This window comes from Candidatus Dependentiae bacterium (genome assembly GCA_003511165.1).
In the GTDB taxonomy this organism is placed as follows: Bacteria; Babelota; Babeliae; order Babelales; family UBA12411; genus UBA12411.
This window is the reverse complement of the sequence record DOJW01000008.1, coordinates 61,559-88,552: the sequence shown is the minus strand read 5'-3', so window position 1 is coordinate 88,552 and position 26,994 is coordinate 61,559. Positions and strand designations below refer to the sequence as shown.

At 31.8% G+C, this 26,994-nt stretch carries 20 protein-coding genes and 1 tRNA gene; 14 read left to right on the top strand and 7 right to left on the bottom strand.

From position 1 onward, the window contains the following. Nucleotide 1: 1 nt before the first annotated feature. The 11 genes from rplK (at nucleotide 2) to DEA20_04150 (ending at nucleotide 14,785) form a co-directional block, all read left to right on the top strand. Nucleotides 2-427 carry a 50S ribosomal protein L11 gene (gene rplK, locus DEA20_04200; GenBank protein ID HBS48373.1) on the top strand — a complete coding sequence of 142 codons (426 nt, stop codon included), beginning with the start codon at nucleotides 2-4 and terminating at the stop codon, nucleotides 425-427. Between the two features lie 28 nt (nucleotides 428-455). Further along, a complete protein-coding gene (locus DEA20_04195) occupies nucleotides 456-1,151 on the top strand; it encodes a 50S ribosomal protein L1 (GenBank protein HBS48372.1) in 696 nt (231 codons plus the stop codon). 39 nt (nucleotides 1,152-1,190) lie between these two features. After that, the gene (rplJ, locus tag DEA20_04190; GenBank protein ID HBS48371.1) at nucleotides 1,191-1,688 is read left to right on the top strand and encodes a 50S ribosomal protein L10; all 498 of its coding nucleotides are present in this window, start codon (nucleotides 1,191-1,193) and stop codon (nucleotides 1,686-1,688) included. A 78-nt stretch (nucleotides 1,689-1,766) separates the two neighbouring features. After that, nucleotides 1,767-2,147, top strand: a complete 381-nt coding sequence (locus DEA20_04185; GenBank protein ID HBS48370.1) for a 50S ribosomal protein L7/L12 — start codon at nucleotides 1,767-1,769, stop codon at nucleotides 2,145-2,147. Between the two features lie 104 nt (nucleotides 2,148-2,251). Then, complete coding sequence (gene rpoB, locus DEA20_04180; protein ID HBS48369.1) at nucleotides 2,252-6,580, top strand: DNA-directed RNA polymerase subunit beta; 4,329 nt, start codon at nucleotides 2,252-2,254, stop codon at nucleotides 6,578-6,580. 4 nt (nucleotides 6,581-6,584) lie between these two features. Next, entirely contained in the window at nucleotides 6,585-10,703 is a 4,119-nt protein-coding gene (rpoC, locus tag DEA20_04175) for a DNA-directed RNA polymerase subunit beta' (GenBank protein ID HBS48368.1), read from the top strand. A 20-nt stretch (nucleotides 10,704-10,723) separates the two neighbouring features. After that, nucleotides 10,724-10,798, top strand: a tRNA-Val gene (locus DEA20_04170). A 53-nt stretch (nucleotides 10,799-10,851) separates the two neighbouring features. Beyond that, nucleotides 10,852-11,109: a 30S ribosomal protein S15 gene (locus tag DEA20_04165; protein ID HBS48367.1), complete on the top strand. Its 258-nt coding sequence runs from the start codon at nucleotides 10,852-10,854 to the stop codon at nucleotides 11,107-11,109. A 53-nt stretch (nucleotides 11,110-11,162) separates the two neighbouring features. Further along, on the top strand, nucleotides 11,163-13,295 hold the full coding sequence (pnp, locus tag DEA20_04160; protein HBS48366.1) for a polyribonucleotide nucleotidyltransferase: 2,133 nt from the start codon (nucleotides 11,163-11,165) through the stop codon (nucleotides 13,293-13,295). Nucleotides 13,296-13,418: 123 nt separating this feature from the next. Then, complete coding sequence (locus DEA20_04155; protein ID HBS48365.1) at nucleotides 13,419-13,829, top strand: hypothetical protein; 411 nt, start codon at nucleotides 13,419-13,421, stop codon at nucleotides 13,827-13,829. Beyond that, nucleotides 13,826-14,785 (top strand): hypothetical protein, encoded by a 960-nt coding sequence (locus DEA20_04150; protein HBS48364.1) that lies wholly within the window; start codon nucleotides 13,826-13,828, stop codon nucleotides 14,783-14,785. The genes DEA20_04155 and DEA20_04150 overlap by 4 nt, the downstream gene beginning before the upstream one ends. 3 nt (nucleotides 14,786-14,788) lie before the next feature. On the opposite strand, the gene DEA20_04145 is transcribed toward DEA20_04150, so the two are convergent. After that, nucleotides 14,789-16,234, bottom strand: coding sequence for an RNA-splicing ligase RtcB (locus tag DEA20_04145; GenBank protein ID HBS48363.1), 1,446 nt, complete (start codon nucleotides 16,232-16,234; stop codon nucleotides 14,789-14,791). A gap of 14 nt (nucleotides 16,235-16,248) precedes the next feature. Next, nucleotides 16,249-16,668 carry a hypothetical protein gene (locus tag DEA20_04140; GenBank protein ID HBS48362.1) on the bottom strand — a complete coding sequence of 140 codons (420 nt, stop codon included), beginning with the start codon at nucleotides 16,666-16,668 and terminating at the stop codon, nucleotides 16,249-16,251. Nucleotides 16,669-17,111: 443 nt separating this feature from the next. Here DEA20_04140 and DEA20_04135 point away from each other — a divergent pair, with 443 nt between their 5' ends. Next, nucleotides 17,112-18,932, top strand: a complete 1,821-nt coding sequence (locus tag DEA20_04135; protein ID HBS48361.1) for a potassium transporter Kup — start codon at nucleotides 17,112-17,114, stop codon at nucleotides 18,930-18,932. Here the strand turns inward: DEA20_04135 and DEA20_04130 are convergent, their stop codons facing one another. Beyond that, entirely contained in the window at nucleotides 18,933-19,445 is a 513-nt protein-coding gene (locus tag DEA20_04130; protein HBS48360.1) for a 3-methyladenine DNA glycosylase, read from the bottom strand. A 126-nt stretch (nucleotides 19,446-19,571) separates the two neighbouring features. Here DEA20_04130 and DEA20_04125 point away from each other — a divergent pair, with 126 nt between their 5' ends. Continuing rightward, a complete protein-coding gene (locus DEA20_04125) occupies nucleotides 19,572-20,651 on the top strand; it encodes a hypothetical protein (GenBank protein ID HBS48359.1) in 1,080 nt (359 codons plus the stop codon). Nucleotides 20,652-20,660: 9 nt separating this feature from the next. On the opposite strand, the gene DEA20_04120 is transcribed toward DEA20_04125, so the two are convergent. The 4 genes from DEA20_04120 to DEA20_04105 are packed head-to-tail and all read right to left on the bottom strand — an operon-like array spanning nucleotide 20,661 to nucleotide 25,750. After that, the gene (locus DEA20_04120; GenBank protein ID HBS48358.1) at nucleotides 20,661-21,038 is read right to left on the bottom strand and encodes a fluoride efflux transporter CrcB; all 378 of its coding nucleotides are present in this window, start codon (nucleotides 21,036-21,038) and stop codon (nucleotides 20,661-20,663) included. A gap of 4 nt (nucleotides 21,039-21,042) precedes the next feature. After that, a complete protein-coding gene (locus tag DEA20_04115) occupies nucleotides 21,043-21,471 on the bottom strand; it encodes a peptidylprolyl isomerase (protein HBS48357.1) in 429 nt (142 codons plus the stop codon). Between the two features lie 18 nt (nucleotides 21,472-21,489). Next, nucleotides 21,490-25,095, bottom strand: a complete 3,606-nt coding sequence (locus tag DEA20_04110) for a hypothetical protein (protein HBS48356.1) — start codon at nucleotides 25,093-25,095, stop codon at nucleotides 21,490-21,492. A 10-nt stretch (nucleotides 25,096-25,105) separates the two neighbouring features. Then, on the bottom strand, nucleotides 25,106-25,750 hold the full coding sequence (locus DEA20_04105; protein ID HBS48355.1) for a hypothetical protein: 645 nt from the start codon (nucleotides 25,748-25,750) through the stop codon (nucleotides 25,106-25,108). A gap of 119 nt (nucleotides 25,751-25,869) precedes the next feature. Between DEA20_04105 and DEA20_04100 the strand changes: the two genes are divergently transcribed. Beyond that, complete coding sequence (locus DEA20_04100) at nucleotides 25,870-26,988, top strand: hypothetical protein (GenBank protein ID HBS48354.1); 1,119 nt, start codon at nucleotides 25,870-25,872, stop codon at nucleotides 26,986-26,988. The last annotated feature ends 6 nt before the right edge of the window (nucleotides 26,989-26,994 follow it).

Below are 26,994 nucleotides of genomic sequence, written 5' to 3'. Positions count from 1 at the left end.
TATGGCAAAAGTTGTAAAAGCTCAGGTCAAATTGCAATTAGGAGGGGGAGCTGCTACTCCAGCGCCACCAGTGGGTTCGGCCCTTGGTCAGCATGGTGTAAATATAATGGATTTTTGTAAGCAGTTTAATGCAATGACTGCAAGTCGTAAGGGTGAAACGGTTCCAGTTGTAATAACTATTTATGTAGATAGAACCTTCACTTTTATTACAAAAACTCCTCCAGTTTCGGAGTTGATTAGAAAAAAAATCAATCTTCTAAAAGGTTCCAAAAATCCAGGAAAAGATGTTGCAGGATCTATTTCTTGGAAAGAAATTGAGGAAGTTGCTAAATCTAAAATGGTAGATTTGAATGCCATTGATATAGAAGCGGCAAAAAAGATTGTAGCAGGAAGCGCTAGAAGTATGGGATTGAAAGTTACAGATTAACGATGGTTTATTGAGATTGGTTGAAATTATGAGTATTAGTGGGAAAAAACATCAAAAAGCTCTCGAGGTTGTTAAAGCAAAAAAACCTAATAACTTAAAAGAGGTTTTTGATTTAGTTGTTAAAACAGCTCATACTAAATTCGATGAATCAGTTGATGTAGATGTTGTTTTGGGTGTAGATGCCTCAAAAGGTGAACAGGGCGTAAGAGGTTCTGTTCTTTTGCCTCATGGCACAGGTAAAACAAAAAAAGTTTTAGTTTTTGCAAAAGGTGAATATGAGGAACAGGCTAAAGCAGCAGGAGCTGATTTTGTCGGTTTAGACGACATGGTTGAGAAAATTTTGGGCGGCTGGATGGATTTTGATGTTGCAATAGCAACTCCAGATGTTATGGGGGTTGTGGGAAAAGTTGCAAAACTATTGGGTCCTCGGGGTTTGCTACCAAATAAAAAAGATGGTACAGTATCTTTTGAGCTTGAATCTTTAATAAAAGATTTAAAGAATGGGCGGGTTTCTTATAGAAATGATAAGGGTGGAATTCTTCACGCTAATTTTGGGAAAGTTTCTTTTGGTGGTGAAAAACTAGAAGAAAATTTTTTATCTCTTATCAAATCTGTTGCTTCTAATAAACCAGTTACTTCAAAAGGTAAATTTATTAAAAAAATTACTGTATCGTCAACAATGGGAGTTGGAGTTTCAGTAGATCCAACTTGGCTTGGTTATTAAATTTGATTTTAATACTGCAATTGGCAGGGAGAAAGCAAAATGAATCGTCAACAAAAACAGGCAGCAGTTGGAGATTTTAAAGAAAAATTGCAGCACTCTAAAGCTGTTTTTATAGTTGATTATAAAGGATTAACGGTTTCTCAGTTGCAAGATTTGAGAAAAAAATTGAGAGCGACTAATAGTTCTTTTAAAATTACAAAAGCTCGCTTAATGAAAATTGCTTCTGAAGGCTGTGTAAATTCTGATGATTTTCGCAGTGATTTGAAGGGGCAAATAGGTTTAGTTTTTGCGCAGGAAGATGTTCCGCCGGTTGCGGGAAGCATTGTTAATTTTGCAAAAGACAATGAATCGTTAAGGGTAATAGCTGGAATTTTTGAAGATAAGTTTATTTCTAAACAAGAAATAAACTTTTTAGCAGCATTACCTGCAAAAGATGTTTTATATGCAAGATTAGCTGGTGTTTTAATTTCTCCAATGGCAAAACTTGCTTATGTTCTGAAAGCTGTTGCTGAGAAAAATGAAGCTAAAGAAAGCTGATTGAAATTTAGTTAAAACTAATGTTTTTGAGTTTATTAAATTTGTTTGATATTCAATTAATTCGTGCAGGAGGATTCGATGTCATCTAAGGTTAATCAAATATTTGATGATATTTGCAAACTATCTATGGTAGAAGTTTTTGATCTTGTAAAAAAGATCGAAGAAGAATTTAATGTATCCGCAGCGGCTCCGGCTGCAGCTGCTCAATCAGCAGCTCCAGTTGCAGCATCCGCAGATGCAGAAAAAGTAGAATTTAAAGTTATTTTAAAAGATGCCGGAGCTGAAAAAATTAAAGTAATTAAAGCTTTAAGAAGCGTTCTTTCAGCTTTAGGTCTTAAAGAGGCTAAAGATTTAGCAGAAGGCGCACCTTGCATTGTCAAGGAAGCTTCTCCTAAAGAAGAAGCTCATAAGCTTAAAGAAGCTTTAGAAGCTGCCGGTGCAAAAGTAGAATTATCTTAAAATTCAAAAATACCCAAAGTAACATAAAAAGGACTTTGGGTATTTGTTTTGTTTAGTTTTCAGAGTTGTGGTAGGGGTTTTCTTGTTGGATTAGGAGCTTTTGAATGTCTCATTTTCGAAGAGGTAAAGGCGTTCTTAGAAGGTCTTTTGGAAAAATAAAAGATGTTGTTTCTTTGCCGAACTTAATAGAAGTTCAATCAAAATCATTTAATGATTTTGTGCAGTTAGATTTTTTGCCATCAGAAAGGAAGTCTGTTGGGCTTGAAAAGATATTAAAAGATATTTTTCCAATAGAACACGAGGATTCTATTTCTTTAGAATATGTAAGTTATGAACTAGGTGATTGGGCCTGTTCTTGTGGTCAATTGACTGGGCTTGCAAATCGATATCATTGGAGTTGCTCGAATTGTAAAAAAAGTGGTTATGATAGATTAAACTCTTTAAATGAGTGTCCTAATTGTAAAGAAAAAACAGCAAATTATGTTCCTTGTAAAAAATGTTTATCAAGAGTTTCTGTTGCTTTATCTACAACTGCTGATGAATGTCGATATAGCGGTAAAACTTATTCATTGCCTTTAAAAATAAAAGTACAGCTTGTTTCTTGGGATAAAGATCCTAAAACAGAAAAGAAAATTGTTAAAGATATTAAAGAGCAAGAAGTTTTCTTTGGCGATTTGCCAATGATGGTTGATATTTACGAAGGTGATCACAAAAGGCTTTATTTGGGAAGTTGCGGAACCTTTTTAATAAATGGTGTTGATAGAGTAATAGTTAGCCAAATTCATAGATCTCCCGGAGTTGTTTTTGTTTTAAGCAAAAAATCAAAAGATTTCCGAGGCAATCCTTATCATATGGCAAGAATTATTCCCGCAAGAGGTTCTTGGCTTGATTTCGAATTTGATCACAATGATATTCTTTACGTAAAAATCGATAAAAAAAGAAAAATATTAGTTACAACATTTTTACAGGCTTTGGGAGTTGAAAGAAACGACATTCTTCCTTTATTCTATTCTTTTGAAAACCTATACGTTGAAAATGGCGAGTTTTTGAAAAAGGTTGATAGCACCATTGTTGGACAAAGATTAGAAGCGGGAGTTTTACCAAAAAATGTTGAAAAAGACTTTATTATTGGTAAAAGAATTTCTACTGAAGATTTGAAAAAACTTCAAAAACATAAAATTCAATCATTCTCTATTCGTAAATCAAGTTTGCTAAATCGTGTTGTTGGAGAAGATATAGTTAATCCTAACACCGGTGAAGTAATAGTTGAACAGGGGAGAGCTTTAACGGAGGAATTGTTAACGGAATTGGCTTTTCATGATGGTTTAAGCATAAAAGTTATTCAATCTTCTGGTTACGTTTTCCAACCAACGATAGCTACAACACTTGCGGAAGACGATATTTTTAGTAAAGAAGATTCCGTCAAAGAAATTTACTACAAGCTTCGTCCTGGCGATTCTGCCGAACCTGCTGTCATGGAAGAATATATAAAGAATTTATTTTTCAATGCAAGATTTTATGATTTAAGTAAGCTTGGACGAATTAGAACTAATCGAAAATTAGGTCTTTCTGTAGACGAAAATATTTCAACTTTGACAATGGAAGATGTCATTGCCACTCTTAGATATCTTGTTAATTTGAAAGAGCGTGGCGAGGGCGACCTGGATGATATTGATCATCTTGGTAATCGTTGTGTCAGACTTGTTGGTGAATTGCTTCAAAGTCAGATGTATATTGGTTATGCTCGAATTGAAAAAATTGTTAAGGAAAGATTTAGATTACAAGAACATAATGCAGTATTAATGCCTTATGATTTTTTAAATGTAAAGCCTTTAGCAGCTGTTTTAAAAGAGTTCTTTGGTACAGGTCAGCTTTCACAGTTTATGGATCAAACAAATCCTCTTTCTGAGATTGCTCATAAGCGACGATTGTCTGCTTTCGGTCCTGGTGGTATTACAAGAGAGCGTGCAACATTTGAAGTTCGAGACGTTCATACTTCTCACTATGGTAGAATTTGTCCTATAGAAACTCCAGAAGGTCAAAATATTGGTCTTATTTCTTCTCTTGCTACTTATGCTCGAGTCAATGAGTTAGGTTTCATCGAAACAACTTATAGACCTGTTGAAAATAAAGAGGTAAAAGAAGAAGTCATTTATATGGATGCATTTAATGAGCAAGATGAAATTATTGCTCAAGCAACCGTAAAAACTGATAAAAAAGGCCATATGCTGGAAGACAAAGTTCTTGCTAGAAAAAATGGTAATATTATCGAAGTTGACTCTTCACAAGTAAGTTATGTTGACGCATCTCCAAAACAGCTAGTTTCTGTACCTACATCACTTATTCCATTTTTGGAACACGATGATGCTAACCGAGCTCTTATGGGTTCTAATATGCAACGTCAAGCTGTTCCTTTGATTAAATGCCAGCCTCCTATTGTTGGAACTGGAATGGAACGCGAGTTGGGAGCTCTTGAAGGTGCTGTTATAACAACTAGACATCCTGGAATTGTAAAATATGTAACAGCGGATACGATAATAATTACTCGAGATAAAGAGTCTTATAATCCAGATGAATGGTTCTCGAATCCTCTAGATGTTTATTCCTTAAAAAAATATGCAAGATCTAATCACTGTACTTGGATACATCAAACTCCTATAGTAAAAGTTGGTGACATTGTTAAAAAAGGCGATGTTTTAACTAATGGTGCAGCTGTAGCTAACGGTGAACTTGCTTTAGGTTCAAATGTTTTAGTTGCGTTTATGCCATGGCAAGGTTACAACTTTGAAGATGCTATTGTTTTGAGTAAAAGATTAGTTTCTGAGGATGTTTTTTCATCTGTTCACGTAGAAGAATTTACAGTTGAAGCTAGAGATACCAAGCTTGGACCTGAAGAAATTACTTGCGATATTCCAAATGTTAGCGAAAAAGCTCTTGAATCACTTGATGAAGATGGAATCGTAAAAATAGGTACAAGAGTAAAGCCAGGAGGAATTTTAGTTGGAAAAGTTACTTTAAAAGGTGATATTCAATATTCCCCAGAAGAAAAGCTTCTTAGAGCAATATTTGGTGAAAAATCTAGAGAGGTAAGAGATACTTCTCTAAGAGTTCCACCTGGAATAGAAGGTACAGTTATAAATGTAAAAGTATTTTCTAGAAGTGGTGCCAGAAAAGATAAAAGATATAAAAGAATTGTTGAACTAGAAACTGAAAAAGTAGAGAAAATATTCGCACAACATATTTCAGTTTTGAGCGAAGAAGCTAAAAACAAGATTATATCGATGCTTGATGGTAAAAAATCTAATAAAAAACTTGAAAAATATGCAACAAGTGGTTCTTTCGATAAGAAAAAATTGTCGTCATTAACATTAGACGAATTGTTTGCTTTAGAAATTTCTGATGAAAAAGTTTTGTCAGTAATTAAAGATCTAAAAGAGATTATAAAAAACCAAACATTAGTTTTGATGTCTCAAAAAGAATTGCAAATTAGCAGATTAAAAAAGGGAGACGATCTTCCTTCCGGTGTTATTAAGATGATTCGTGTTTATATTGCTATGAGACGTCCTGTTTCTGTTGGCGATAAAATGGCAGGAAGACACGGAAACAAGGGAGTTGTTTCTCGAATCGTTGATATTGAAGATATGCCTTACATGGAAGATGGTACCCCTGTTGATATAGTTTTAAATCCATTGGGTGTTCCTAGTCGTATGAATATTGGTCAGATATTAGAAACTATTCTAGGTATGGCAGGAAAAGTTTTAGGAAAAAAATTATCTTCAATGATCGAAGAAAAATCATACGAAGAAGTAAAATCATATGTTGCTAATTGGTATGGAGAAAATCTGATCAAAGATATTGAAAAAAAATATGGTAAAGAGTCCATATATGATATAGCAAGAGAATCAGCTCAGCTTGGAATGGCGGTAACAACGCCTATTTTTGATGGAGCTGATTTCAACAAAGATATTCAACCTTTGCTTAAAGAGGCAAATCTTTCAGATCAAGGTATTTGTACATTGTATGATGGAAGAACGGGAGATGCTTTTGATCAGCCAGTAACAGTTGGTTTTATTTATATGATGAAACTTAATCACTTAGCTGATGACAAATTGCATGCACGATCCGTTGGACCTTATTCCTTGATTACTCAGCAGCCTTTAGGAGGTAAAGCTCAATTCGGAGGTCAAAGGCTCGGAGAAATGGAAGTTTGGGCATTGTTTGGTTATGGTGCAGCTTATACATTGCAAGAAATGTTGACTGTAAAATCTGATGATGTAAATGGACGTGTTAAAGTTTATGAATCTATTGTTCGTGGTGAAGATATTCCTGAACCAGGAATTCCAGAGTCATTTAATGTTCTTGTAAAAGAACTACAGAGTTTGGCATTGCAGGTAGATTTATTTAAGGCAAGCAAGGAGCAAATAGGTGAATAATAAAATACTTGAAAGGTTTAAAGAGTATATTAATGTTTCACAGTTTAATGCTGTAAAAATCAGTTTGGCTTCTCCTGAAAAAGTACGTTCATTATCTTATGGAGAAGTTAAAAAGATTGAAACTATTAACTATAGAACATTAAAACCAGAAAAAGACGGTTTATTTTGTGCTCGAATTTTTGGACCAGTAAAAGATTGGGAATGTAACTGCGGTAAATACAAGAGAATGAAGCATCGCGGAATCACATGTGAAAAGTGTGGTGTAGAGGTTATTCAAGCTAAGGTTCGAAGAGAAAGAATGGGGCATATTAATTTAGTGTCTCCTGTTTGTCATATTTGGTATTTAAAAGGTATTCCTAGCTATTTAAGCTTGATCACTGGAATGACTGTTAAAGATCTTGAAAGAGTTATCTATTTTGATAGTTTTCTTGTTATTCATCAGGGAACATCTCCTTATAATCGTGCATCTGTAATTTCGGTTACAGAATATGAAGATTATATAAAAGCTCATTCAGAAGATATTATTTTCAAAGCTGAAATGGGTGGAGAAGCTCTTAGACTCCTTCTTTCAATGATGGATTTGAATTTTGAAATCAGAAAAATTGAAGAAGATTTTACCACAACAACTTCTGCAGCTATAAAAAGTAGACTTTCAAGAAGACTTAAAGTTTTATTAGGTTTAAAACAATCAAATTTGAGACCAGAATGGATGGTTCTTGAGGTTTTACCTGTAATTCCACCAGATTTAAGACCATTGGTTCCTCTTGAAGGAGGTCGATTTGCTAGTTCGGATTTAAATGATTTGTATAGAAGAGTTTTAAATCGAAACATTCGTTTAAAAAGATTAATTGAGCTTGAAGCTCCAGATATTATTATCAAAAATGAAAAAAGAATGCTTCAAGAATCCGTTGATGCATTAATTGATAATGGAAGAAGAGGTCAACCTGTTAGAGGTTCAAACCGTCGTCCATTAAAATCTTTGAGTGAGATGCTTAGAGGTAAACAAGGACGCTTCCGTCAAAACTTGCTCGGTAAACGTGTTGACTATTCAGGTCGATCTGTAATTGTTGTTGACCCTGAGCTTGAAATGCATATGTGCGGACTTCCTAAGATTATGGCTTTGGAGCTTTTCAAACCTTATGTTTATGTAGAACTTCAAAGAAGAGAAGTTGCAGCAAATTTAAGAGTTGCAAAAAAGATGGTAGAAGAATTAGCTCCAGGCGTTTGGGATGCTTTAGAAACTGTTGTTGAAGGTAGACCGGTATTATTAAACCGTGCTCCAACTTTGCACCGTCTTGGTATTCAAGCTTTTTATCCAATTCTTGTTGAAGGAAAAGCTATAAGAATACATCCTCTTGTCTGTCCAGCATTTAACGCTGACTTTGACGGAGATCAGATGGCTGTTCACGTTCTTTTGAGTAAGAAAGCTCAAAAGGAAGCGGAAGTATTGATGCTTTCTACTAAAAATATTGTTTCCCCAGCGCACGGTCGTCCACTTGCAGTTCCTAGTCAGGATATGGTTCTTGGTTTGTATTATATGACTAAGGGTCGTAAAAATATGCAAGGAGAGGGAACGGTTTTCTCCGATATTAAAGAAGTTGTTAATGCTTATCAGAATGGTGTAATTTCCGTACAAACTTTTATAAAATTACGCTTAAAAACTGGAAAAATTGTTAATACCACGGTAGGAAGAGTATTGCTTTTCGAAGCGCTTCCCGATGTGTGTGAATTTGAGTGGATTAACAAAGTTATGAAAAAAAGAGACTTGGTTAAACTTGTTGGAAAAATTCATAAATTGGTTGGTCCTGATATCACAGCTAAAGTATTAGATAAAATAAAAAATATGGGATTTTCTTACGCTACAAAAGCAGGAATATCTCTTAAGATTGATGACTTGTTTGTTCCTGAGAGCAAAGCTAAAATTGTTAAAGCTGGACGAACAGAAGTTGATAAAATTGAAAAATTATATCGAGATGGAGCCATCACAAATGGTGAGCGATATAATAAAATTGTTCAGGTTTGGGCTAAGTCAACAGAAGAAATTTCAAACGACATGATCATTGGGCTTGAAAATCAAGATAAAATTGCCGTAGAAAATAAAAATAAAGAAAATGTGCCGTTTAATCCTGTGTTTTTGATGGTAGATTCTGGCGCGAGAGGTTCGAGACAACAAATTCGACAGCTTGCAGGAATGAGAGGATTGATGGCGAAACCTTCTGGCGAAATTATGGAAACGCCAGTTCTTGCAAACTTTAAAGAAGGTTTGAATGTTTTTGAATATTTCATTTCTACTCACGGAGCAAGAAAAGGTTTGGCTGATACAGCTCTTAAAACTGCCGATTCTGGATACTTGTCTAGAAGACTTGTCGACGTTTCTCAAGAAGTTATTGTTACAACTTTGGATTGCGGAACTTTGGGAAATATTAAAGTTACAGATTTGAAAGTTGGAGGCGAAGTAATTGCTCCTCTTGCAGATAGAGTTTATGGAAGAGTTGCTGCAGAAGATATTCGCGATGCATTCTCTGGAAAATTGATTTTACCGCAAGGAGAATTGATTACAGATGAAGTCGTTGCAAGAATAAAAGATGCAGAAGTTATAGAAATAGCAGTTAGATCTGTTTTAACTTGTCAGTCTAAACGTGGTATTTGTGCAAAGTGTTATGGAGTTGATCTTTCAAAATACAAATTGGTTGATATAGGAATGGCTGTTGGAGTTATAGCGGCGCAATCAATAGGAGAACCAGGAACACAGCTTACGATGAGAACTTTCCACATCGGAGGAGTTGCTAGCGGACTTGTTGAAAAAAACTTTCATTTAGCAAATTTCGAAGGCGTACTTGAATATCAAGGTGTTAATGTTATTAAAAATAGAGAAGGTCAGCTCATTGTGATGAACAGAAGAGCGAAAATTGCAATCTTATCCGAAGATGGAAGAGAGCTTGATGTTCTAAAGTTAAATAATGGTTCGATACTTCTTGTTGAAGATGGTCAAAAAGTAAAAGTTGGTCAAAAATTAGCTCAATGGGATTTAAACCAAAAAGTAATTATGGCTGAGCGAGCTGGAACTATTCAGTTTGTTGATTTGATTGAAAATATTACCTATCAAGAGCTTTTCGACGAAGCTATTCGTCAAACTAGAAAAATTGTTTTGGAACGAAAAGAAGAGAAACGACAACCTTATATTGCGATTGTTAACGAAAATACAGAAGATGAGGATATGCGATATTATCTTCCAACAGGAGCTCACTTGTTCGTTAACGAGGGTGATGTTGTTCTTCCGGGCGATATTTTGGCAAAGATTCCAAGAAAAGAACAAAAAACAAAAGATATTGTTGGTGGCTTGACAAGAATTGCAGAGTTGTTTGAAGCTCGTGTACCAAAAGATGCCGCTGTGATAAGTGAATTCGATGGTAAAGTGCAATTTGGTGGTTTGCATCGTGGTCAAAGAAGAGTTACTATAACCGGAGCAGATGGCGAAGTTTTCGAATACAATATTCCTAGAAGTAAGTATTTATCTGTAGAAGATGGTGAAATGGTTCGTGCGGGTGATAATCTTACTATGGGTGTTGTAAACGCACACGATATTTTGAGAATTTTAGGACCAGATGACCTTCAAAAGTATTTGGTACAGGAAATTCAGGAAATATATTTGCTTCAGGGTGTTTCTATCGATGATAAACATATAGAGCTAATAGTTCGACAAATGCTTAGCAAGGTGAAGGTTGTAGAACCTGGTGATACGAACTTTGTCATTGGAGACAGAGTAAGTAAAACACATTTACAAGAGATAAATGCACTTCTTGTTAGCGAAGGTAAGAGACCAGCTGTTGCAAAACCAATTTTAATGGGAATTACAAAAGCATCTCTTTGTACAGAAAGCTTTATATCGGCAGCATCATTCCAAGAAACAACAAGAGTTTTATCAGAGGCTGCGATTAAAGGTCAAGTAGATCATCTTTACGGCTTAAAAGAAAATGTTATCATTGGTAAATTGATCCCGGCTGGAACTGGAATTACCTCATTTAAATTAAAGTATTTAGGTGAAGATGTTTCAGAGTATGAAAAAAAGGCTAGGGAAGAAGAGAATTTAGAGAAAAAACTGGACGAAGTTTCTTTGGACTAGTAATTTGTTAAAAATTGCGTAGGCGCGTAGCTCAGTGGTAGAGCATTGCTTTGACGTAGCAAGGGTCAGCGGTTCAATCCCGCTCGCGCCTACCAAAGTTCCTTAAAATTTCGTTTTTTATCAGCAATTGTTTATTGAGGTTTTTAGCATGTTATCAAAAGAACGTAAATCAGAAATAATAAGTAAATTTGCAAAATCCGGAAAAGATACCGGTTCTGTAGAGATTCAAATAGCTGTTATTACAGAAAGAATTAATGAAATATCCGCACACTTGAATAAATTTCCAAAAGATGTTCATTCAAGAATGGGATTAGTTAAATTAGTTGGAAAAAGACGCCGATTAAACATATATCTTGAAAAAAACGATAAAATGTCGTTTGATAAGGTTAAAGAATTATTAAAGTAATAATTAGTATAAATAGGGGTCTTTGGAGGTTTTAGGATATTAATAGATAGATTATGAATAAATATAAAAAATATAGATTAGACCGATTAGGGTTAGAAGTAGAACTTGGTAAGTACGCTAAGCAAGCTGATGGCGCTGCATGGGTTAAACATGGAAATAACATTGTTTTAACTACAGCCGTAGTTTCAAAAGAACAAAAAGATTTTGTCGGATTTTTTCCTTTGACTGTTGAATATAGAGAGAGAACTTCTGCAGTCGGAAAATTTCCTGGTGGATTTATCAAAAGAGAGGGTAGGCTAGCTGATCGTGATGTTTTAAGTTCAAGATTAATTGATAGATCTATCCGTCCTTTATTTCCAGAAACTTACTATGGTGATGTTCAGGTAATTTCTACCGTATTTTCATCGGATGGAAAGCATCCCGTTGATATTTTGGGTTTACTTGCAGCTTCTATAGCTTTAGTAACTTCAAGAATTCCATTTTTAGAACCTGTTGGAGCTGTTCGCGTTGGAAGAATAAACGGCGAATGGAAAACTAACATAAGTTATGAAGAGTCTTTGATTTCGGATGTAAGTTTGACAGTTGCAGGTATAAAAGACGCCATAATGATGGTTGAAGGAGACTGTAAAAATATAACAGAATCAGAATTAATTGAAGCTTTGACCTTTGCACATGAAGAGATAAAGCTACAAGTAGAATGGCAACTTGAGATACAAAAAGATTTTCCAGTTGAAAAATATGAGATTGTAGGAAAAGAAAAATATTCTTCTTTAAAAGAAAAAATAAAAGCAATTTTGCCTCACGAAAAAGTTCAAACGCTGTTCGGTAAATCAAAAGATGATATTTCAGATGCAATGGATAACTTGAAAAAGTTTGTAATAGAAAACTTTGCAGCAGAAATAGAATCTGGAACTATAACAAAGCAAGATGTTCTTTTTTCTTTAGATTTAGTATTTAAAAATTTACTTCCTGATGTTATTGCAAAAAAAGGTTCACGTTTTGATGGAAGAAATTTCGATCAAATTCGTCCTCTTTTAATTGAAGCAGGTATTTTACCATGTGTGCACGGATCTGCACTGTTTCAAAGAGGTGAAACTCAAGCTTTAGTTTCTGTGACTCTTGGTACAGCGCAAGATGCGCAAAAAGAAGAGCAGATGTTCGGCGGAGTTATAGATAAAACATTTATGCTTCATTATAATTTCCCTCCTTATTCTACTGGTGAAGTTAAGCCAATGCGTGGTTTGAGTCGAAGAGATATAGGACATGGACATTTAGCTGAAAGTTCATTTTATAATGTTCTTCCAGATAAAGAAGCTTTTCCATATACGATTAGATCTATTTCGGATGTTTTAGAATCTAACGGTTCATCTTCTATGGCAACCGTTTGTGGAACGACTTTAGCATTGATGGATGCGGGTGTTCCAATAAAAGATTTAGTTAGCGGAGTCGCTATGGGTCTTATTAAAGATTCTAGCGGAAAATTGCACGTTTTAACTGATATTTTGGGAATGGAAGATGCATTTGGATTGATGGATTTCAAGATAACTGGAACAGAAGCTGGAATCATGGCAGTTCAAATGGATATAAAAGAAAAATTAGGACTATCAAGAGAAGTTCTTGCTAACGCTTTAGAACAAGCAAGAGTTGGTAGATTGTTTCTTTTATCTCAGATGAAAAAAGTTTTATCAGCACCTAGACCTGAGATTTCTAAGAATGCTCCTAGAATATTGGCATATAAAGTCCCAGTAGACAAAATTGGTGCGATCATCGGACCTTCTGGTAAAAATATTAAAGAAATTATTGCAACTACCGGTGTTGAAATGGATATCGATGATGATGGGTCTGTAAGAATTTATTCTAAAGATTCAAAATCAGCAGAAGAAGCTTTAGCTTACGTAAAAGGCATTATTGGAGAAGTTGAAATTGGTGCTGTTTACAAAGGGAAAATTAAGAAATATATCGAATTTGGAATTATAGTAGATATTTTCCCTGGTAAAGGCGGCTTGATCCACGTTTCTTCAATTGCTAAAAATTTGCAAAAAGATTTGGATAAGCGATATACAATCGATTCTTCAATTGATGTAAAAGTTATAGCTTTTGATAGAGATACCGGAAGAATAAGATTAGTTGCTCCGGAGCTTCAAGATGGAGCTTCAGGTGATAATAAACATAAAGATCAAAAATAAATTCGCAATTAAATGAATCTAAGAAATTATTGCTTTTTGATTTTAATACTCTTTTGTTTTTGTGGATGTACGAAGCAAAAACAAAAGAGTATTTCTATTTCTACTTTTCCAATTTACTTAGAAATGCCCCAAAATATTACAGTTTTTGAAAATATCGGACCAACTCTTTACGAATCTCTTTATCACCAATTTCAAAGATCGGGATATTCTATAGTTGAGAAAAGAAGGGATGCTTTTTGTTTAAAGACAAAAATTGATAGCTTTAATGACAGTAGCGCGAGATTCATATCGCTTGATGTGGTTCCTTATCTTTTTAGAGTAGAGATTGTAATAAAATGTGAGCTATTTGATAAAAATGAAAAGTTAATCGCCAAAAAAGAATTTAAATTTTCAAAATGGTTTTCACGTCCAAAAGATGCCATCTTAGATCCAAAGTTCTTAAAATATCAATATACAGAACTATTAAATCGAGCAGTTATAAAGATTGATCAATATTTTAAAAAATATCTGTTAAAAGATTTTCAAAAATCATGAACCTTAAACAATTTCTTGATGGTTGTAAAAGCAAAAACTTTTTTGAAGAAAAAAATGTAGTTTGTTTTTGCGGTGATACATATCCATTAATTTTTATAAACGAATTATTGAATTTTCTGCATAAGAAAAATTATTTAGCGATTAAGCCTCAATTTATTGATTTGACTGCTGTGAATTTAAATTCAATTTTATACCAAAGCTTTTTGGGACAATCGAACATTTATTTTTTTGGTGATTTTTTTGAAAACTTAGGTAAAAAAAGTAAAGAAACTTTGGATGTGTTAAGTTCTTATAGTGGTCCACATTTGATTTTTACATTTGTTTCAAATGATAAAGTTATTAAAGATAAAATTGAAAATAAAAAATTTTTGTTTGTAGAGCTGGAAGAAATAGATCTTAATTCATTCAATGAATTAATTGGATTTTTTGATAAAAAATATCCTGCATTAAAAAATGAACATATCAAAAAAATATTTGATAAATTAAGAAAAATTTCTTTAGAAGAAGCGATAACTCTATTGAATTATTTGGACTTAATTAATGTCAATTTATTTGATGAGTTTTCCAAAAATATACATCTTTACTTTAGTACTGATAAATCGCTATTTACCCTAGCGGACCTTTTTTTTGCACGAGATCCTAAATTTTTTAATTTGTGGGATGATATTTATGAAGATTACCCTGATGTTTTTTGGATAATTTATTGGTCAGAGCAGATTTGGAAAGCGTCATTTGCTGTGATGTTTTTATCACAGAATCGAATTCAAGAAGCTAGAAAAATTAGTTTTAGGCTTCCTTTTGCTTTTATCAATAAATATTGGAAAAATTATTCTCAAAAAGAGCTTTCAAATACTTATGATTTTCTTTATAAAGCAGATTTTGCTCTAAAGACAGGAAGTTCGTTCTGTGCGCTAGATCTTTTTATTTCAAATCATTTTTTAAAAAAATTTATTTAAATTTTAACCTTTAATAACCACGCAAGGTTTAAGTTTTGCAACTTTATTTGCGATGCCAGCGTTATGAACGGTATTAATTACATCATCAATATCTTTGTATGCTAAAGGTGCTTCTTCTGCTAAGTCGGAAATAGAACCAGCTTGAATAAAAATTCCGCGCTCTTGTAACTCGTCCCTAAGATTTTTCCCGATGATTTCTTTTTTTGCGGCGGTACGTGACATTTTTCTGCCTGCTCCATGACAGGTTGAGCCAAAAGATTGTTCCATAGATCCTTTATTACCAGCTAAAACATAAGACGCTGTTCCCATGCTGCCAGGAATGATTACCGGTTGTCCGATTGATGCAAATTCTTTTGGAATTTCAGGGTGATTTGCAGGGAATGCTCTTGTTGCTCCTTTTCTATGTACAATAACGTCCTGTTCTTTGCCTTTAATTAAATGTTTTTCTATTTTTGCTATGTTATGCGCGACATCATAAAGTAAGTTTAATTCGCCATTAGTGGATCCAAATTCTCTATGCCAAGCGTTGCGAATTTCCCAGGTTATCATTTGCCTGTTTGCCCATGCAAAATTTGCAGCTGCTGCCATCGCATTAAAATATTCTTGGCCTTCTGGGGAAGAAAAAGGAACGCATGCAAGTTCTCTATCAGGGAGAGTTATTCCATGTTTGGGCATAGCTTGTACCATTTTGCGAATGCTGTCTGTTGCTGTTTGATGACCTAATCCGCGAGAGCCTGTGTGAATTAAAACTACTAATTGATTTTTATAAAGACCAAATGTTTTTGCAGCGTTTTCATCATAAATTTCTTCTACATAATCAACTTCTACAAAATGGTTTCCGGCGCCTAGTGTGCCAAGTTGATCGAAACCTCTTTTTTTTGCTTGCTGTGAAATTGCAGAAGCATCCGCATTTGTTAATCTTCCAAATGATTCTATGCGCTGTAAATCTTGTGACGTAGCATAATTATTTTTTAACATCCAATGAGCGCCTTGTACTAAAACATTATCAAGGTCGCTAATTTCTAGTTTTAGTTGTCCGCCTCTTCCTACTCCAGATGGAACCTGGTGATAAATTTCTCTTGCTAGACTTGCAAAATGAGATTTTGCATCATCAAATGTTAATTGTGACAAAAGAAGTCTTACGCCACAGTTGACATCATAACCAATTCCTCCTGGTGATATTACACCATTTGGAAGCTTCATAGCCGCAACTCCACCAATTGGAAAACCGTATCCTTCGTGAATGTCTGGCATTGCCAAAACTTTTTCCAAAACTCCGGGAAGTGTTGAGACATTTATTAATTGTTCAACAGAGCGATCTTTTAAAATATCATCTAGCATTTTTTCACTAGCATAAAATCTTGCTGGAACTTTCATATCAGGTCTAAAAGTAGTAGGTATTTCCCATAAAAAGTCTGAAAGTTTTATTAAATCTGATTTTGAGATCATTAAGAATTCCTTTTTTAAATATCAAAAATTATTGTGACATTTAGTAGTCCATTTTTGTCTTTTATTATTTGAGCTTCATGATAAGTTACGGCTTTTATATCTTGATCAAAAAAATTGGTTTTAAATCCATAAATTGTTGCTTCAAGGCGAGTTTCAGCTAAAAATAGAAAATCAATTTTGCTAAAAATAGCTGTATTTATCTGCATTAGTGTTAAAATTTCATTTAAAAAATCTATTAAAAGTGAAGTCGAATCAATAGATGAAATTTCAATATTTTGCTTTATAGAGAAGTCTTTTTCTTTTAAAATTTGAAAATCTTTTTTGATAAAATTATTCATTCCTTCAATGGCCACTAAAAATAGTTCTTGAAGTGTATCAGCCTGAAGTACCAACCTTACATCGGCCGTATGTTCTTTTAGATAGTAAGATTTCATTGATTTTCCTTTATGTTTTTATAGCATATTATACAAAACTAGATGTAATTTATATGAAATTGCTAAACTTTCATTTAAGTGAAAATAGAAAAGGTTAATTCGAATTTCTTTTTGAATTTATGGGTGGGGAAATGGGTGTTGTTAAATACAGGTATAATCAGCAAAGTCAAAAACTTGCTAATTATTTAAAGGTGGGTTATAAAGGTTTTAAGACAAAAATATTTGTTAACAATCCAAAGAAAATAAGATGCTGAACAAAGAAAATTCTTCTTCTGATGATAGCTCAAATTTAAGTATTCTATTCCTAAATTTTTTCTGTAAAAAATTGCCATAAGTTAAATTAATTTTATATGGGGTAAAAAATTTTATGATTTGTTCTCCGTTAAATTTGCTAATTTTTGAAATCAAATTTTTTATTTTTGAAAATAAAACAAGAGGGGTTTATGAAAATTGCGCATACTGAAATAAAGGAAATCGTTAAATCCGTAGGCCTTGTATTTGGAGATATTGGAACTAGTCCAATTTATACACTCACAACGCTTTTTTCTTTTGCTTTTTTGGCACCAACCCCACAAAACGTTATAGGTATAATATCTTTAATTTTATGGACCTTAATTTTACTTGTAACAGTAAAATATACTTGGCTTGTAATGAGTTTAAGTAAAAAGGCAGAGGGTGGGACTATTGTTTTAAAGGAGATTTTGTCCCCGCTTTTGCATTCGAAGAAAAAAATTATTTTTGTTACGATTTTGACATTTGTAGGTATTTCTCTTCTTATCGGAGATGGAGTTATTACCCCTGCAGTTACGATTTTAGGTGCAGTAGAAGGTCTTTTGTATATTCCAGGTTTGGAGATTTTGTCTGTTAATGCTTTAGCAACAATAGCGGCGATTGCGGCTTTATGTTTATTTTTATTTCAAAAGCGAGGTGCAGATAAAATTGCAATAGCATTTGGTCCTATAATGATAGTTTGGTTTTTGGCACTTTCATTTTTTGGTTTAGTTTATATTTTAAAGTATCCGGCGATTTTAGCCGCATTTAACCCATACTATGGAATTAAATTTATTTTAACTCATAAGTTATTTGGATTTTTTATGCTTTCGTTTGTTATTTTATGCGCAACTGGAGCGGAGGCTCTTTATGCGGATATGGGGCATTTAGGAAGAGCGCCTATAGTAAAAGCATGGTATTTTGTATTTTTTGCCTTGGCTTTAAATTATTTAGGTCAGGGCGTTTTTATTTTACAAAATCCGATTTTCAAGAATTCGTTGTTTGGGATGGTATTTGAATATTCACCCTTTTTATATATTCCATTTTTGATTTTGAGTTTTTTTGCTGCGATTATAGCGTCTCAGGCTATAATAAGTGGAGTTTTTTCAATAATGTATCAAGGGATTACAACAAGGATAATGCCTATTTTTAAAGTGGATTATACCTCTTCGCGGCTTAGATCTCAGATTTATATAGGATTTGCAAATTGGTTTTTATTATTGTCTGTTTTGTTTATTATTTTCTTTTTTAAAGAATCTACAAAATTGACAGCAGCTTATGGCTTTGCTGTTTCCGGTACAATGTTTCTTACCGGAATAATGGCTACATGGGTTTTTTATCTTAGAAAAAATTATTTTAAGGCATTTATATCATTTATGATTTTATGTCTTGATTTTTTGTTTTTACTTGCTACTTTGTCAAAGGTTCCACAAGGCGCTTATATATCAATTGCGATATCTTGTTTTCCTTTATTTTTGATTTTGATTTATACGTTAGGTCAGCGAAAGATTCGTAAGACTTTAAAGCCTATAGCGTTAAATATATTTGTTGATAGTTTTGAAGAAGTTTATGGAAAGGTGCGAAAAATTAAAGGGACAGCCTTATTTTTCTCTAGGGAAATTAATAAAATTCCACCTTATATAACCAAGACAATGCTTATGGATCATATAATTTATGAAGAAAACATTGTAGTTTCGATTTTAGTTTTAGATGAACCGTTTGGGTTGACTGGTTATTTTGAAAAAAATATTTGTGAAGGTTTAAAAGCTTTTAGAATAAAAGCTGGATATATGGAAGTTTTAAATGTTGAAGCCATTTTGAAAAAATTTGATGTAGATGAAAAAGTTATTTTCTATGGAATAGAAGATATTGTTTCAAGAAATATTTTTTGGAGGTTGTTTTCTTTGATCAAGAAAGTTACGCCTTCTTATATTCATCTTTGCAAGCTTCCGGCTGAAAAACTCCATGGCGTTGTTAATCAGATAGAGTTGTAGTTATTTAAGTAAAAATCGATATTCTTTTTGTGCCCATTCTTTTGCATATTCTACGCCGATTCGAGGTGTTGCAATTATTTCATTTTGTGAAATTTGTATTTCATTATCTTCAAACCATAAATTCGATGTTTTATTTGCGATTAATCCATTAAACGATTTATCAATTTTTAATTGTTTGGTTAAACGTCCAGGTCCTTTTATATTTTTCACACCTCTGATTAAAATGGCAGCAGGGTAATCTTTGGGTCCTGTTACTATGTTTAGCATTTGATACATTCCATAAATTAAATAAACGTAAAAATATCCTGCCGGGCCAAACATGACTTCATTTCTTTTAGTTTTTCCAAATCTACCATGGCTTGCAAGGTCGAGAGGTCCATCATACGCTTCGACCTCGGTTATCATTAAAGAAATAGTTTGATTTTCTATTTTTCGAACAAGTAATTTCCCAAGAAGTTTTGGCGCAACTTCTAAAACTGGTTTATCAAAAAAATCTTGGTTTAAAATGTTCATGTAAAAATGACCCTATAAATTAAGTTTAATATGATTAAAAACAGTATAAAAATAAGTATTAAAGGTATTTTTTACAAGAAAAAATTTTTGCTGTAATTTGGGTAAATATTTTATTTAGGAGCTTTGGTGTTTAAACGTATTATTTTAATAATTTTTTGTATTTTTGTTGTGAATATAGCTAGCTTAAATGGACTAGGGGAAGATAAAGATTCTTTTTTTGAATCTTGCTATGAGCAAGAAGCTAAAGTAGAAAAAGCCAAAAATAAATCTACTGAATTAATGCGCATTTTTATACAAAAAATGTTTGCCGATGAAAATGTTAAAATTCGAAAAAAAGAATTTATCAATTTCATTGAAAATCAGTATAAAAATGTAATATTTGGTTTTTTTGGTTATGAATCAAATTTAAATTTTCCTTTAATAAATCTGGATGTATCAAAATTTAATTATTTTTCTAAAAAAAAATCGATTCTTATTTTGGGTGATTGGAGTGATTCTTTTTTATTAGAAATGGATTTTAAGTTTAAAAATAATCAAAGATTTGGGGTTTTAAGATTTGATTATAAAGATTCAATGGAAGTTAAGGTTATTGATAATCTATTAAGTGTTAATTTTGGGCAGATTAGAGATGCTGAAATTCTTTTGTTACACGTTATTTTAAGTTATTTAGCTGGATATGATTCGATTGCTGGATTAGCTTGTTGTAGAAGAGGCTCGGCTTGGATTAGAGTGATAGATATGCTTACAAATCCTTATGATTATTTAGATACATGGAAAAAATTTGGATTTGAAGGTACAGAAGCAAATACTCTTGATACAAATAAAATAAATAAAATAAAAAGTGCAGTTCAAAATGGGGTTTGCTTTTTGTGTAGGCCTATTACGGATATGCATGAAGTTTTTTGTCATAGATATGGAGCTTTTTTTGAAATATTTGTTGAAGGGTATTTAAATAGCTTTGGACAGTATAGTATTTTTATTGTTCAACCAATTAAAATTTTAGAAAATCTAAAAAAACAAAAAGAATTAAATAAATTTAATTTTCAATTAAGTCTTTGTCGATGGGATAGAGAGATTGGAAACAGTTTAGATGATAGGTTAATTGAATTGCTTGGTTCTTCGATAAAAAAATTAGATTACGATGATCTTGGTCATGAAGACCCTAGCGTGTCTTTTGAAAATATGAAAAAATATTTTAATATTTAAATCTAATTTTTATCTAAAGATGTATTTCGAAATTATTATTCCCAAATAAAGTATGAATAATCCCAAAAAATTATTTAATAAAATGTTTAAAATTAAGAATCCGATTTTATTGGAGTTAAGTAACAGATAGTTGTCTAATGTGAATGTGGAAAATGTTGTGAAAGCACCTAAGATTCCAACAAATAAGAATAAGTTTATATTTTCTGTAAAATTAAAAATTTGTGAAAGTCCAAAAATAAGGCCTGCAACGAAACATCCTATTAAATTTACTGCCAAGGTAGCAAAAACAGAATTTAGACTTAGATAATTGATTAAAAGGTAAGTGGAATACCTGGAAACCGTTCCAACTATTCCACCCAAAATTACATAAATTAAGTTTTTTATCATTTTCTTAATTTATCTCTACCAATTTGATTTCAAATATTAAATCTTCTCCTGCGAGAGGATGGTTTGCATCAATTGTTACCATATCATCAGTAACGCTTGTTATAGTTACCAAAAGAGTTTGATTTTCATTATTTTTTATTTGAAGTTGCAATCCAGCTTGAGGTGTAATGTGAGGAGGAAAATCTTTTTTGCTGATGCTAGCTATAAGATCTTCTCTTATTTTGCCATAAGCTTTTTCGGCTATAATGTTAATGATTTTAGATTCTTCAAGATCCATACCTATTACTGCATTTTCAAAATCTAGAAGTAATGTTTTGTCTCCGATTTTAAATTCTAAAGGAGTTTTGTTGATTGATGAATCAAAAATTGAACCATCTTTTAATTTGCCTGTGTAATGTACTTTTACCGTATCACCTATTTTTGCTTTTGCCATTTATTTATTCTTTCATTTTTATTTTTTACTATAATCTGCCAAAATTTTAATTTCTCTTTGAGGATAAGGGATTATAATATTATGTTTTTTGAATTCTTTTAAAATTTGAGATCTTATGTGTGCTGCAATATCCCAACGTTCTTTTATTCTTCTAACGCTAATAAAAGCTCTGATTAAAAATTTGTACCCGTTTTCCCCAAAATCTTCGACTCGCAAAATTGGATTTGGAGATCTCAAGATTCTACTGTCACTTTGTAAAATATCAAGGATAATTTTTTTAACTAATTCGGGATCATTTTCATATGAAATTTCTACTATTATTTCGAATCCAATATCTGTTCTTGAATAGGTCCAATTGATTATTGCTTTACCGATTACATCTCTGTTTGGAATGATAATTGATTTTTGTAAACCGTTTTTGATAGTAGTGGTGCGAGGAGTAATTTTTTTGACTGTACCTTCGACATTATCTATTTCAACATAATTTCCAATTTCAATTGGCCGTTCTATCAAAACTAAAAATCCGCAAACTAAATCCATCAGCAAATCTTTGAGAGCAAAACCGATACCAACAGCTGCAGCGGCACTTACCCATTTTACAAATCCACCAAGATTTATATAGGTTAACCCTATTACAATAACTAAATAGATTATTATGTAATGAGATATACTCGAAACTGTGTTTCTTATTCCGAATTCCATTCGAAGGATATCAAAGAATTTTATTAGTACGAATTTGTCTAATAATGTTGATACCAAATATCCACTAGCTAAAAATAAACCAAATACGAACACTTGAATTATTCCAAATTTGTATCCATCACCTAAATCGATTGTCCATTTATCTTGAATAAGGTACCAAATTGATTCAAGAGGAGATTCGACTCCCCATATTTTTGCCATGAATATTAGAGAAATTACAAGGAGAGATAAAAGTGACAGTATTACAAACAATCCATAATAGACTTTTGCATGTTCGAATCTATCTACCACTTCATCATCTTCTTCTCTAATAAACCAATAAACGGATGAACTTCTAACAAATGAATGAATAAACATTATAAAGTGTAGCGTTAAAATGGTTAGAGGAACCGCGTATCCTATCATAATTGCAAGATTGTAATAGCCTATGTATGGATTAAATAGGATCATTAATAAAAATAAAAAGAGCATGCTCCAGTAATAATTTTTAGATACAAAAGAGACTATTTTTCGCAGGAAATTATTTTGAGGCGAAAATATTTCTACTAGTTTGGTTTTGTGCAGCATTATAGGGATTATTATTAATATAGAAATAATTATTAGATAAATAGTTTCTACCAAATCAGGCAGTCTAGAGCTTTTGTCTACAAAAAGAGAAAAAGCTTCTTTGAGTGGGTATAAAGTTACAGTGGAATATAAAAAGGTTTGAATTATTACTTTGTATATTGGTTCTATATTTCGTGGAATCATTATGCAATTATTATCTTTATTTAGTTTTATCAATGTCGATAAAAATTTAAATGATAAAAACAATAAAAATGGGATAGAAAAAGTATAGAAACAAATTTTCAAAAAGTTATTATCCGAATATGTTGCAAATGTTCCAAAAGAGCCTATTAATTTTTTGAAGTTGATATTTATATCGAGCAATATAAACAACCAAACATAGATTGAGTTCGGATACTTTACCAGCAGATCGGAAAAAGATTTAGAGATCAAAGCGATAAAAATATTAAATTTGTTTTTAGGTAATTTTATGCAGTTAATTTTTTGATAGATTATTTTGGATAAAATTTTGAATGTAAACAGAAATAAAAAGAACATGCATATCAAAATAATCCATCCAAGAAAATCAAATGTTGTTTGTTGCATTACTATAGTGATAAATGCTTTTGGAGAAATTAAATTTGGAAGATAGGAGAAAAATTCTTTTACAAATTCTTCAGCGTCATCTAGTGCTTTTAATAATCCATCTAAAGAAATAGCGACTTGCGAGCGTTTCCAGATGCTAAATGATTTTCTTGTTTCAAGCTCGCTTAAAATAAATTGATATTGGCTTAAAATATCATTTTTATATTTTATTAATTCTGAATTTACGAGAAATATTTCCTGACTGATACTCATTTGTAGGGATATATTTTGTTCAGCTTCTCTGTAAGCGTTTAAAGAGTCTTGGAAAATTTGTTCTTTACCTTTAAAAATAGAATCTTTTTTCTTTTTTATAGTATCAATTGCAGTTTGAATGCGGTCTAATTTTAATTTAGCTTCAGTTAATGAGTTGCTAACATCTACCCTTTTTTCATCGAGAGATTTTTTTGCGTACTCTTCTTTTTTGGAGCTTTCAGAAAGGTTTGATATCCATTTTTCCAAATGACTTTTTTTAAATTTTTGAGTTTGAAGTTTGTAGAGAATATCTACTATTTTAAAATCAAGTTCTTTTAAATTTATTTTATCATTTGCTAGATATTTTCTAGATTCAATTAAATCTAATTCTTTTTCTAGAGCTAGCGCCTTATGTTCGGCGTTTTCAGTTTGCGAACTTATAAGGTAGGATCTAGCATCGGTTATTTTTGTTATATCTGGTTTCGCTTTTTTTTCATCAAGTAAGAGAGAAACCATTAATCGATAATTTTCTTTTTCAAATTTTTTGTATTCTTTTTCTTTGTTTAATTCATTAACAACTTCTAAATATGCTTGACGTTCTTTAGTAAGTTCTTCTTGCATAGATTCAAGATCTGCTTTGTTTATGTAAAGTCTGTCTTGAATTATTGATAGGTCTATTTTTAATTTTTCTAGTCGAAGTTCTAAAAGTTTTATTTCACTTTCTTTGTTTTTTATTTCTAAATCTAATTTGATTGTAGAAATCTCGGCGTTTTCTTTTCGATCATTTGCTATATTGAGGTCAATATCTATGATTTCAGCTTGATGCAAGGCATTTTTAGCTGAAATGCTATCATCATCTGCTTTTAGTGTTGTATTTTTTTCTAATATTCTTTTTTGTTCCTTTTTTTTGGTATCAATTTCTTTTTGAATAGATTGGATATCGTCTTCTTCAGATTTTTTTTGTTTTAAAATCCATTCTTTTTTAAAATTTTCAATATTTATTTTATGCATTAATTCGGTGATGGAGTTTTGAGCTTCTTTGAGATCTTTTAAAGAATAAACTAATTTTACTTCTTGATTAGTAGATTCTTTCTGTAAATTTTCTATTATTTCTTCTAATGTCTTTTTATGTTCCGGAATTATCTCTTCGGCGGAGTTCCAAGATTCTTTCAAATTTTGTAATTTATTTTTTCTTTCTTTTAGTTTATTTAGTTTTTTCTTATAAATTTCTGCTTCGCTCATTGGAGAATTTTTTATCAAAGACTCGGTTTCTGTGATTTGGCTATTTACGAGTCCTATTTTTTTCGAAATATTACTTTTTGCATCTTTTGATTGCTGCAAAAAGCTTTTTTCGAATTGATTTAAATCTGCTATTTGTTTTTTTCTTAATTCAATAGGATTCAAAAATAGAGCTGTTTCAGGTTTATCCTCAGTAAATGTAAAAGATATTGTTTTTAGTGTATTGCAGGTTAGTAATATGACTATCGCTAGTGAATATATTGATATTTTATTAAATAATTTTTTCATTATTCCCCTCATTAATTATTTTTTAGGCAAGCATTTTGGTGGCTTTGAAAGAAGAGTAGTTTGGATGTTGTTTTAGGCAGTTTAACATCCACGTATCAATCAAATTAATGTCAAATTTGTTTGTAGAAGCTATAAATGTTTGAATCGATTTTATATTTTGATGGTTTGGAATGTCAATAAATGCAGAAACCAAATCTTCAAATGTTGTTGTAATTTGCTGCAAATTATTTTCTGGATAAAATCCTAGATGCTTTAGAAGTTTTAAAATTGTTAATTTTTTTATAATTTTAAAATCCTCTTGAAAGTGTTCTGAGGATTCTAAAAAATGAAATGCTTCGTAAATTATTGCAAAAATATTTGCGTTGGGCTCATCAAGCGGCAAAAAATAGTAACAAATTTCAAGTAGACTGTGCATCCACTGCATTTCTTGTAAGTTTTTATACATCATTGGGATCATCAATGTTTTAACGTTTTCTACAATATAAATATTAGATTTGGTTGTTATTATGTTAAAAGCTATCAGCATACCAGGAGAGAGCTTTATTTTGAGTTTATTTTTTTTAATTTCTATAAGTTCTATTTTACCCAAATCGCGTGCAAGGATGGTTGATTTTTCTTTTTTGGGGAAACTATTTTTGAGAACAAAGCCTATCTCTAATTTATTCATTATGCTCTCCCAATTTTTTGGTTGTTAATTTTTACTGAATTGACAATGCAAGTTATCAAAATGTAAAGTTTAAGTAATTTAAAATTTTTTTTAATAAATTTATTAGATTAGGATAAAGAATGTTTCAAAAAAATATCTATTTAAAAATAATTTTTTTACTTTTGCTTTTTATTTGGAGAGTTAATTATTGTTTTTCTGACTCTGTTTTATTCCAAAAGATTTCAGATTTTTCTTGTTTTGGAGGGTATTCTTTTGTAACCAATTACGATGATTTAGCTTCTGTATCACAAAGTGCTATAAAATTTCTTCAAGCTAATAAAGAGCGTCTTTTGAGTGAGGGAAAAATTGGTTCCAAACTATTTAAAGATGACCAAAGCTATCTAAATAAAACTTTGGATTCGCTTGAAAGACTTTCTGTTTTAACAAGATATTCAAAAAATGGTGAAATAGATTGGAAAATTTTAGAAGAAAATTTTAATTTTATTCATTGGAGTGGGGATCAAAATGCTGCTTTAAAACATAAAGTGAAACTTCCAGACGGTAGCATTAGATTAACAAAGTATTTAGTTCATATGTCGAGCGGAAGTTATTATAAAACTTTGAAATACTCATGCGCTTTATACCAGGTACCATACGATGAGCGAGATTTAACAGATTTAGAAATTAAGAATAAAAAAAATGATTTGATTCGTTTAAAGTATACAAAACAAGAAATTATAAACGGAGCTTTAGAAAAACAAGATGTCAAAAATAAAGTAGCCGCCTTGGTTTGGATTACTCGCGAAGATTTGGAAGAAGCAATATTGCAAGGTACTATTGTTGTGAAAATGCCAGATGGAACTATTAGATCTTTTAATGTTCATAAATCGAATGAAATTTCATATGACCGAAATATAACTGATAAAACAGAGCAAAAACGTTATTGGTTTTTTCGAGAAGTTAATGGGATAAAAGGGTTTGGCGATTCTAAAAAAATAGATATTAAACCGAATGTTTGCTTTGCCGGTGATGTCAAAAATATTGGACTTGGTATGATCATCGCAATCAAATATAAAAATGCAGTAACTCAAAAAGATGATATTCGAATTGGAATACTTGCAGATACAGGCGGTGCTTTTGATGAAAATATTTACCAATTAGATTTTTTTACTGGAACATTTGAAAATCGTGATCTTTTTAAAAGCTATATAAAGCAGTTTCCAGATTTTGTAGAAGCTTACATTTTATTTTCGAAGTAAAGGGTG

Bases quoted from the DNA above. Each gene is read 5' to 3' on its own strand.
- rplK (HBS48373.1), top strand. From the start codon at position 2: ATGGCAAAAGTTGTAAAAGCTCAGGTCAAATTGCAATTAGGAGGGGGA.
- DEA20_04195 (HBS48372.1), top strand. From the start codon at position 456: ATGAGTATTAGTGGGAAAAAACATCAAAAAGCTCTCGAGGTTGTTAAA.
- rplJ (HBS48371.1), top strand. From the start codon at position 1,191: ATGAATCGTCAACAAAAACAGGCAGCAGTTGGAGATTTTAAAGAAAAA.
- DEA20_04185 (HBS48370.1), top strand. From the start codon at position 1,767: ATGTCATCTAAGGTTAATCAAATATTTGATGATATTTGCAAACTATCT.
- rpoB (HBS48369.1), top strand. From the start codon at position 2,252: ATGTCTCATTTTCGAAGAGGTAAAGGCGTTCTTAGAAGGTCTTTTGGA.
- DEA20_04165 (HBS48367.1), top strand. From the start codon at position 10,852: ATGTTATCAAAAGAACGTAAATCAGAAATAATAAGTAAATTTGCAAAA.
- pnp (HBS48366.1), top strand. From the start codon at position 11,163: ATGAATAAATATAAAAAATATAGATTAGACCGATTAGGGTTAGAAGTA.
- DEA20_04155 (HBS48365.1), top strand. From the start codon at position 13,419: ATGCCCCAAAATATTACAGTTTTTGAAAATATCGGACCAACTCTTTAC.
- DEA20_04150 (HBS48364.1), top strand. From the start codon at position 13,826: ATGAACCTTAAACAATTTCTTGATGGTTGTAAAAGCAAAAACTTTTTT.
- DEA20_04145 (HBS48363.1), bottom strand. From the start codon at position 16,234: ATGATCTCAAAATCAGATTTAATAAAACTTTCAGACTTTTTATGGGAA.
- DEA20_04140 (HBS48362.1), bottom strand. From the start codon at position 16,668: ATGAAATCTTACTATCTAAAAGAACATACGGCCGATGTAAGGTTGGTA.
- DEA20_04135 (HBS48361.1), top strand. From the start codon at position 17,112: ATGAAAATTGCGCATACTGAAATAAAGGAAATCGTTAAATCCGTAGGC.
- DEA20_04130 (HBS48360.1), bottom strand. From the start codon at position 19,445: ATGAACATTTTAAACCAAGATTTTTTTGATAAACCAGTTTTAGAAGTT.
- DEA20_04120 (HBS48358.1), bottom strand. From the start codon at position 21,038: ATGATAAAAAACTTAATTTATGTAATTTTGGGTGGAATAGTTGGAACG.
- DEA20_04115 (HBS48357.1), bottom strand. From the start codon at position 21,471: ATGGCAAAAGCAAAAATAGGTGATACGGTAAAAGTACATTACACAGGC.
- DEA20_04110 (HBS48356.1), bottom strand. From the start codon at position 25,095: ATGAGGGGAATAATGAAAAAATTATTTAATAAAATATCAATATATTCA.
- DEA20_04105 (HBS48355.1), bottom strand. From the start codon at position 25,750: ATGAATAAATTAGAGATAGGCTTTGTTCTCAAAAATAGTTTCCCCAAA.
- DEA20_04100 (HBS48354.1), top strand. From the start codon at position 25,870: ATGTTTCAAAAAAATATCTATTTAAAAATAATTTTTTTACTTTTGCTT.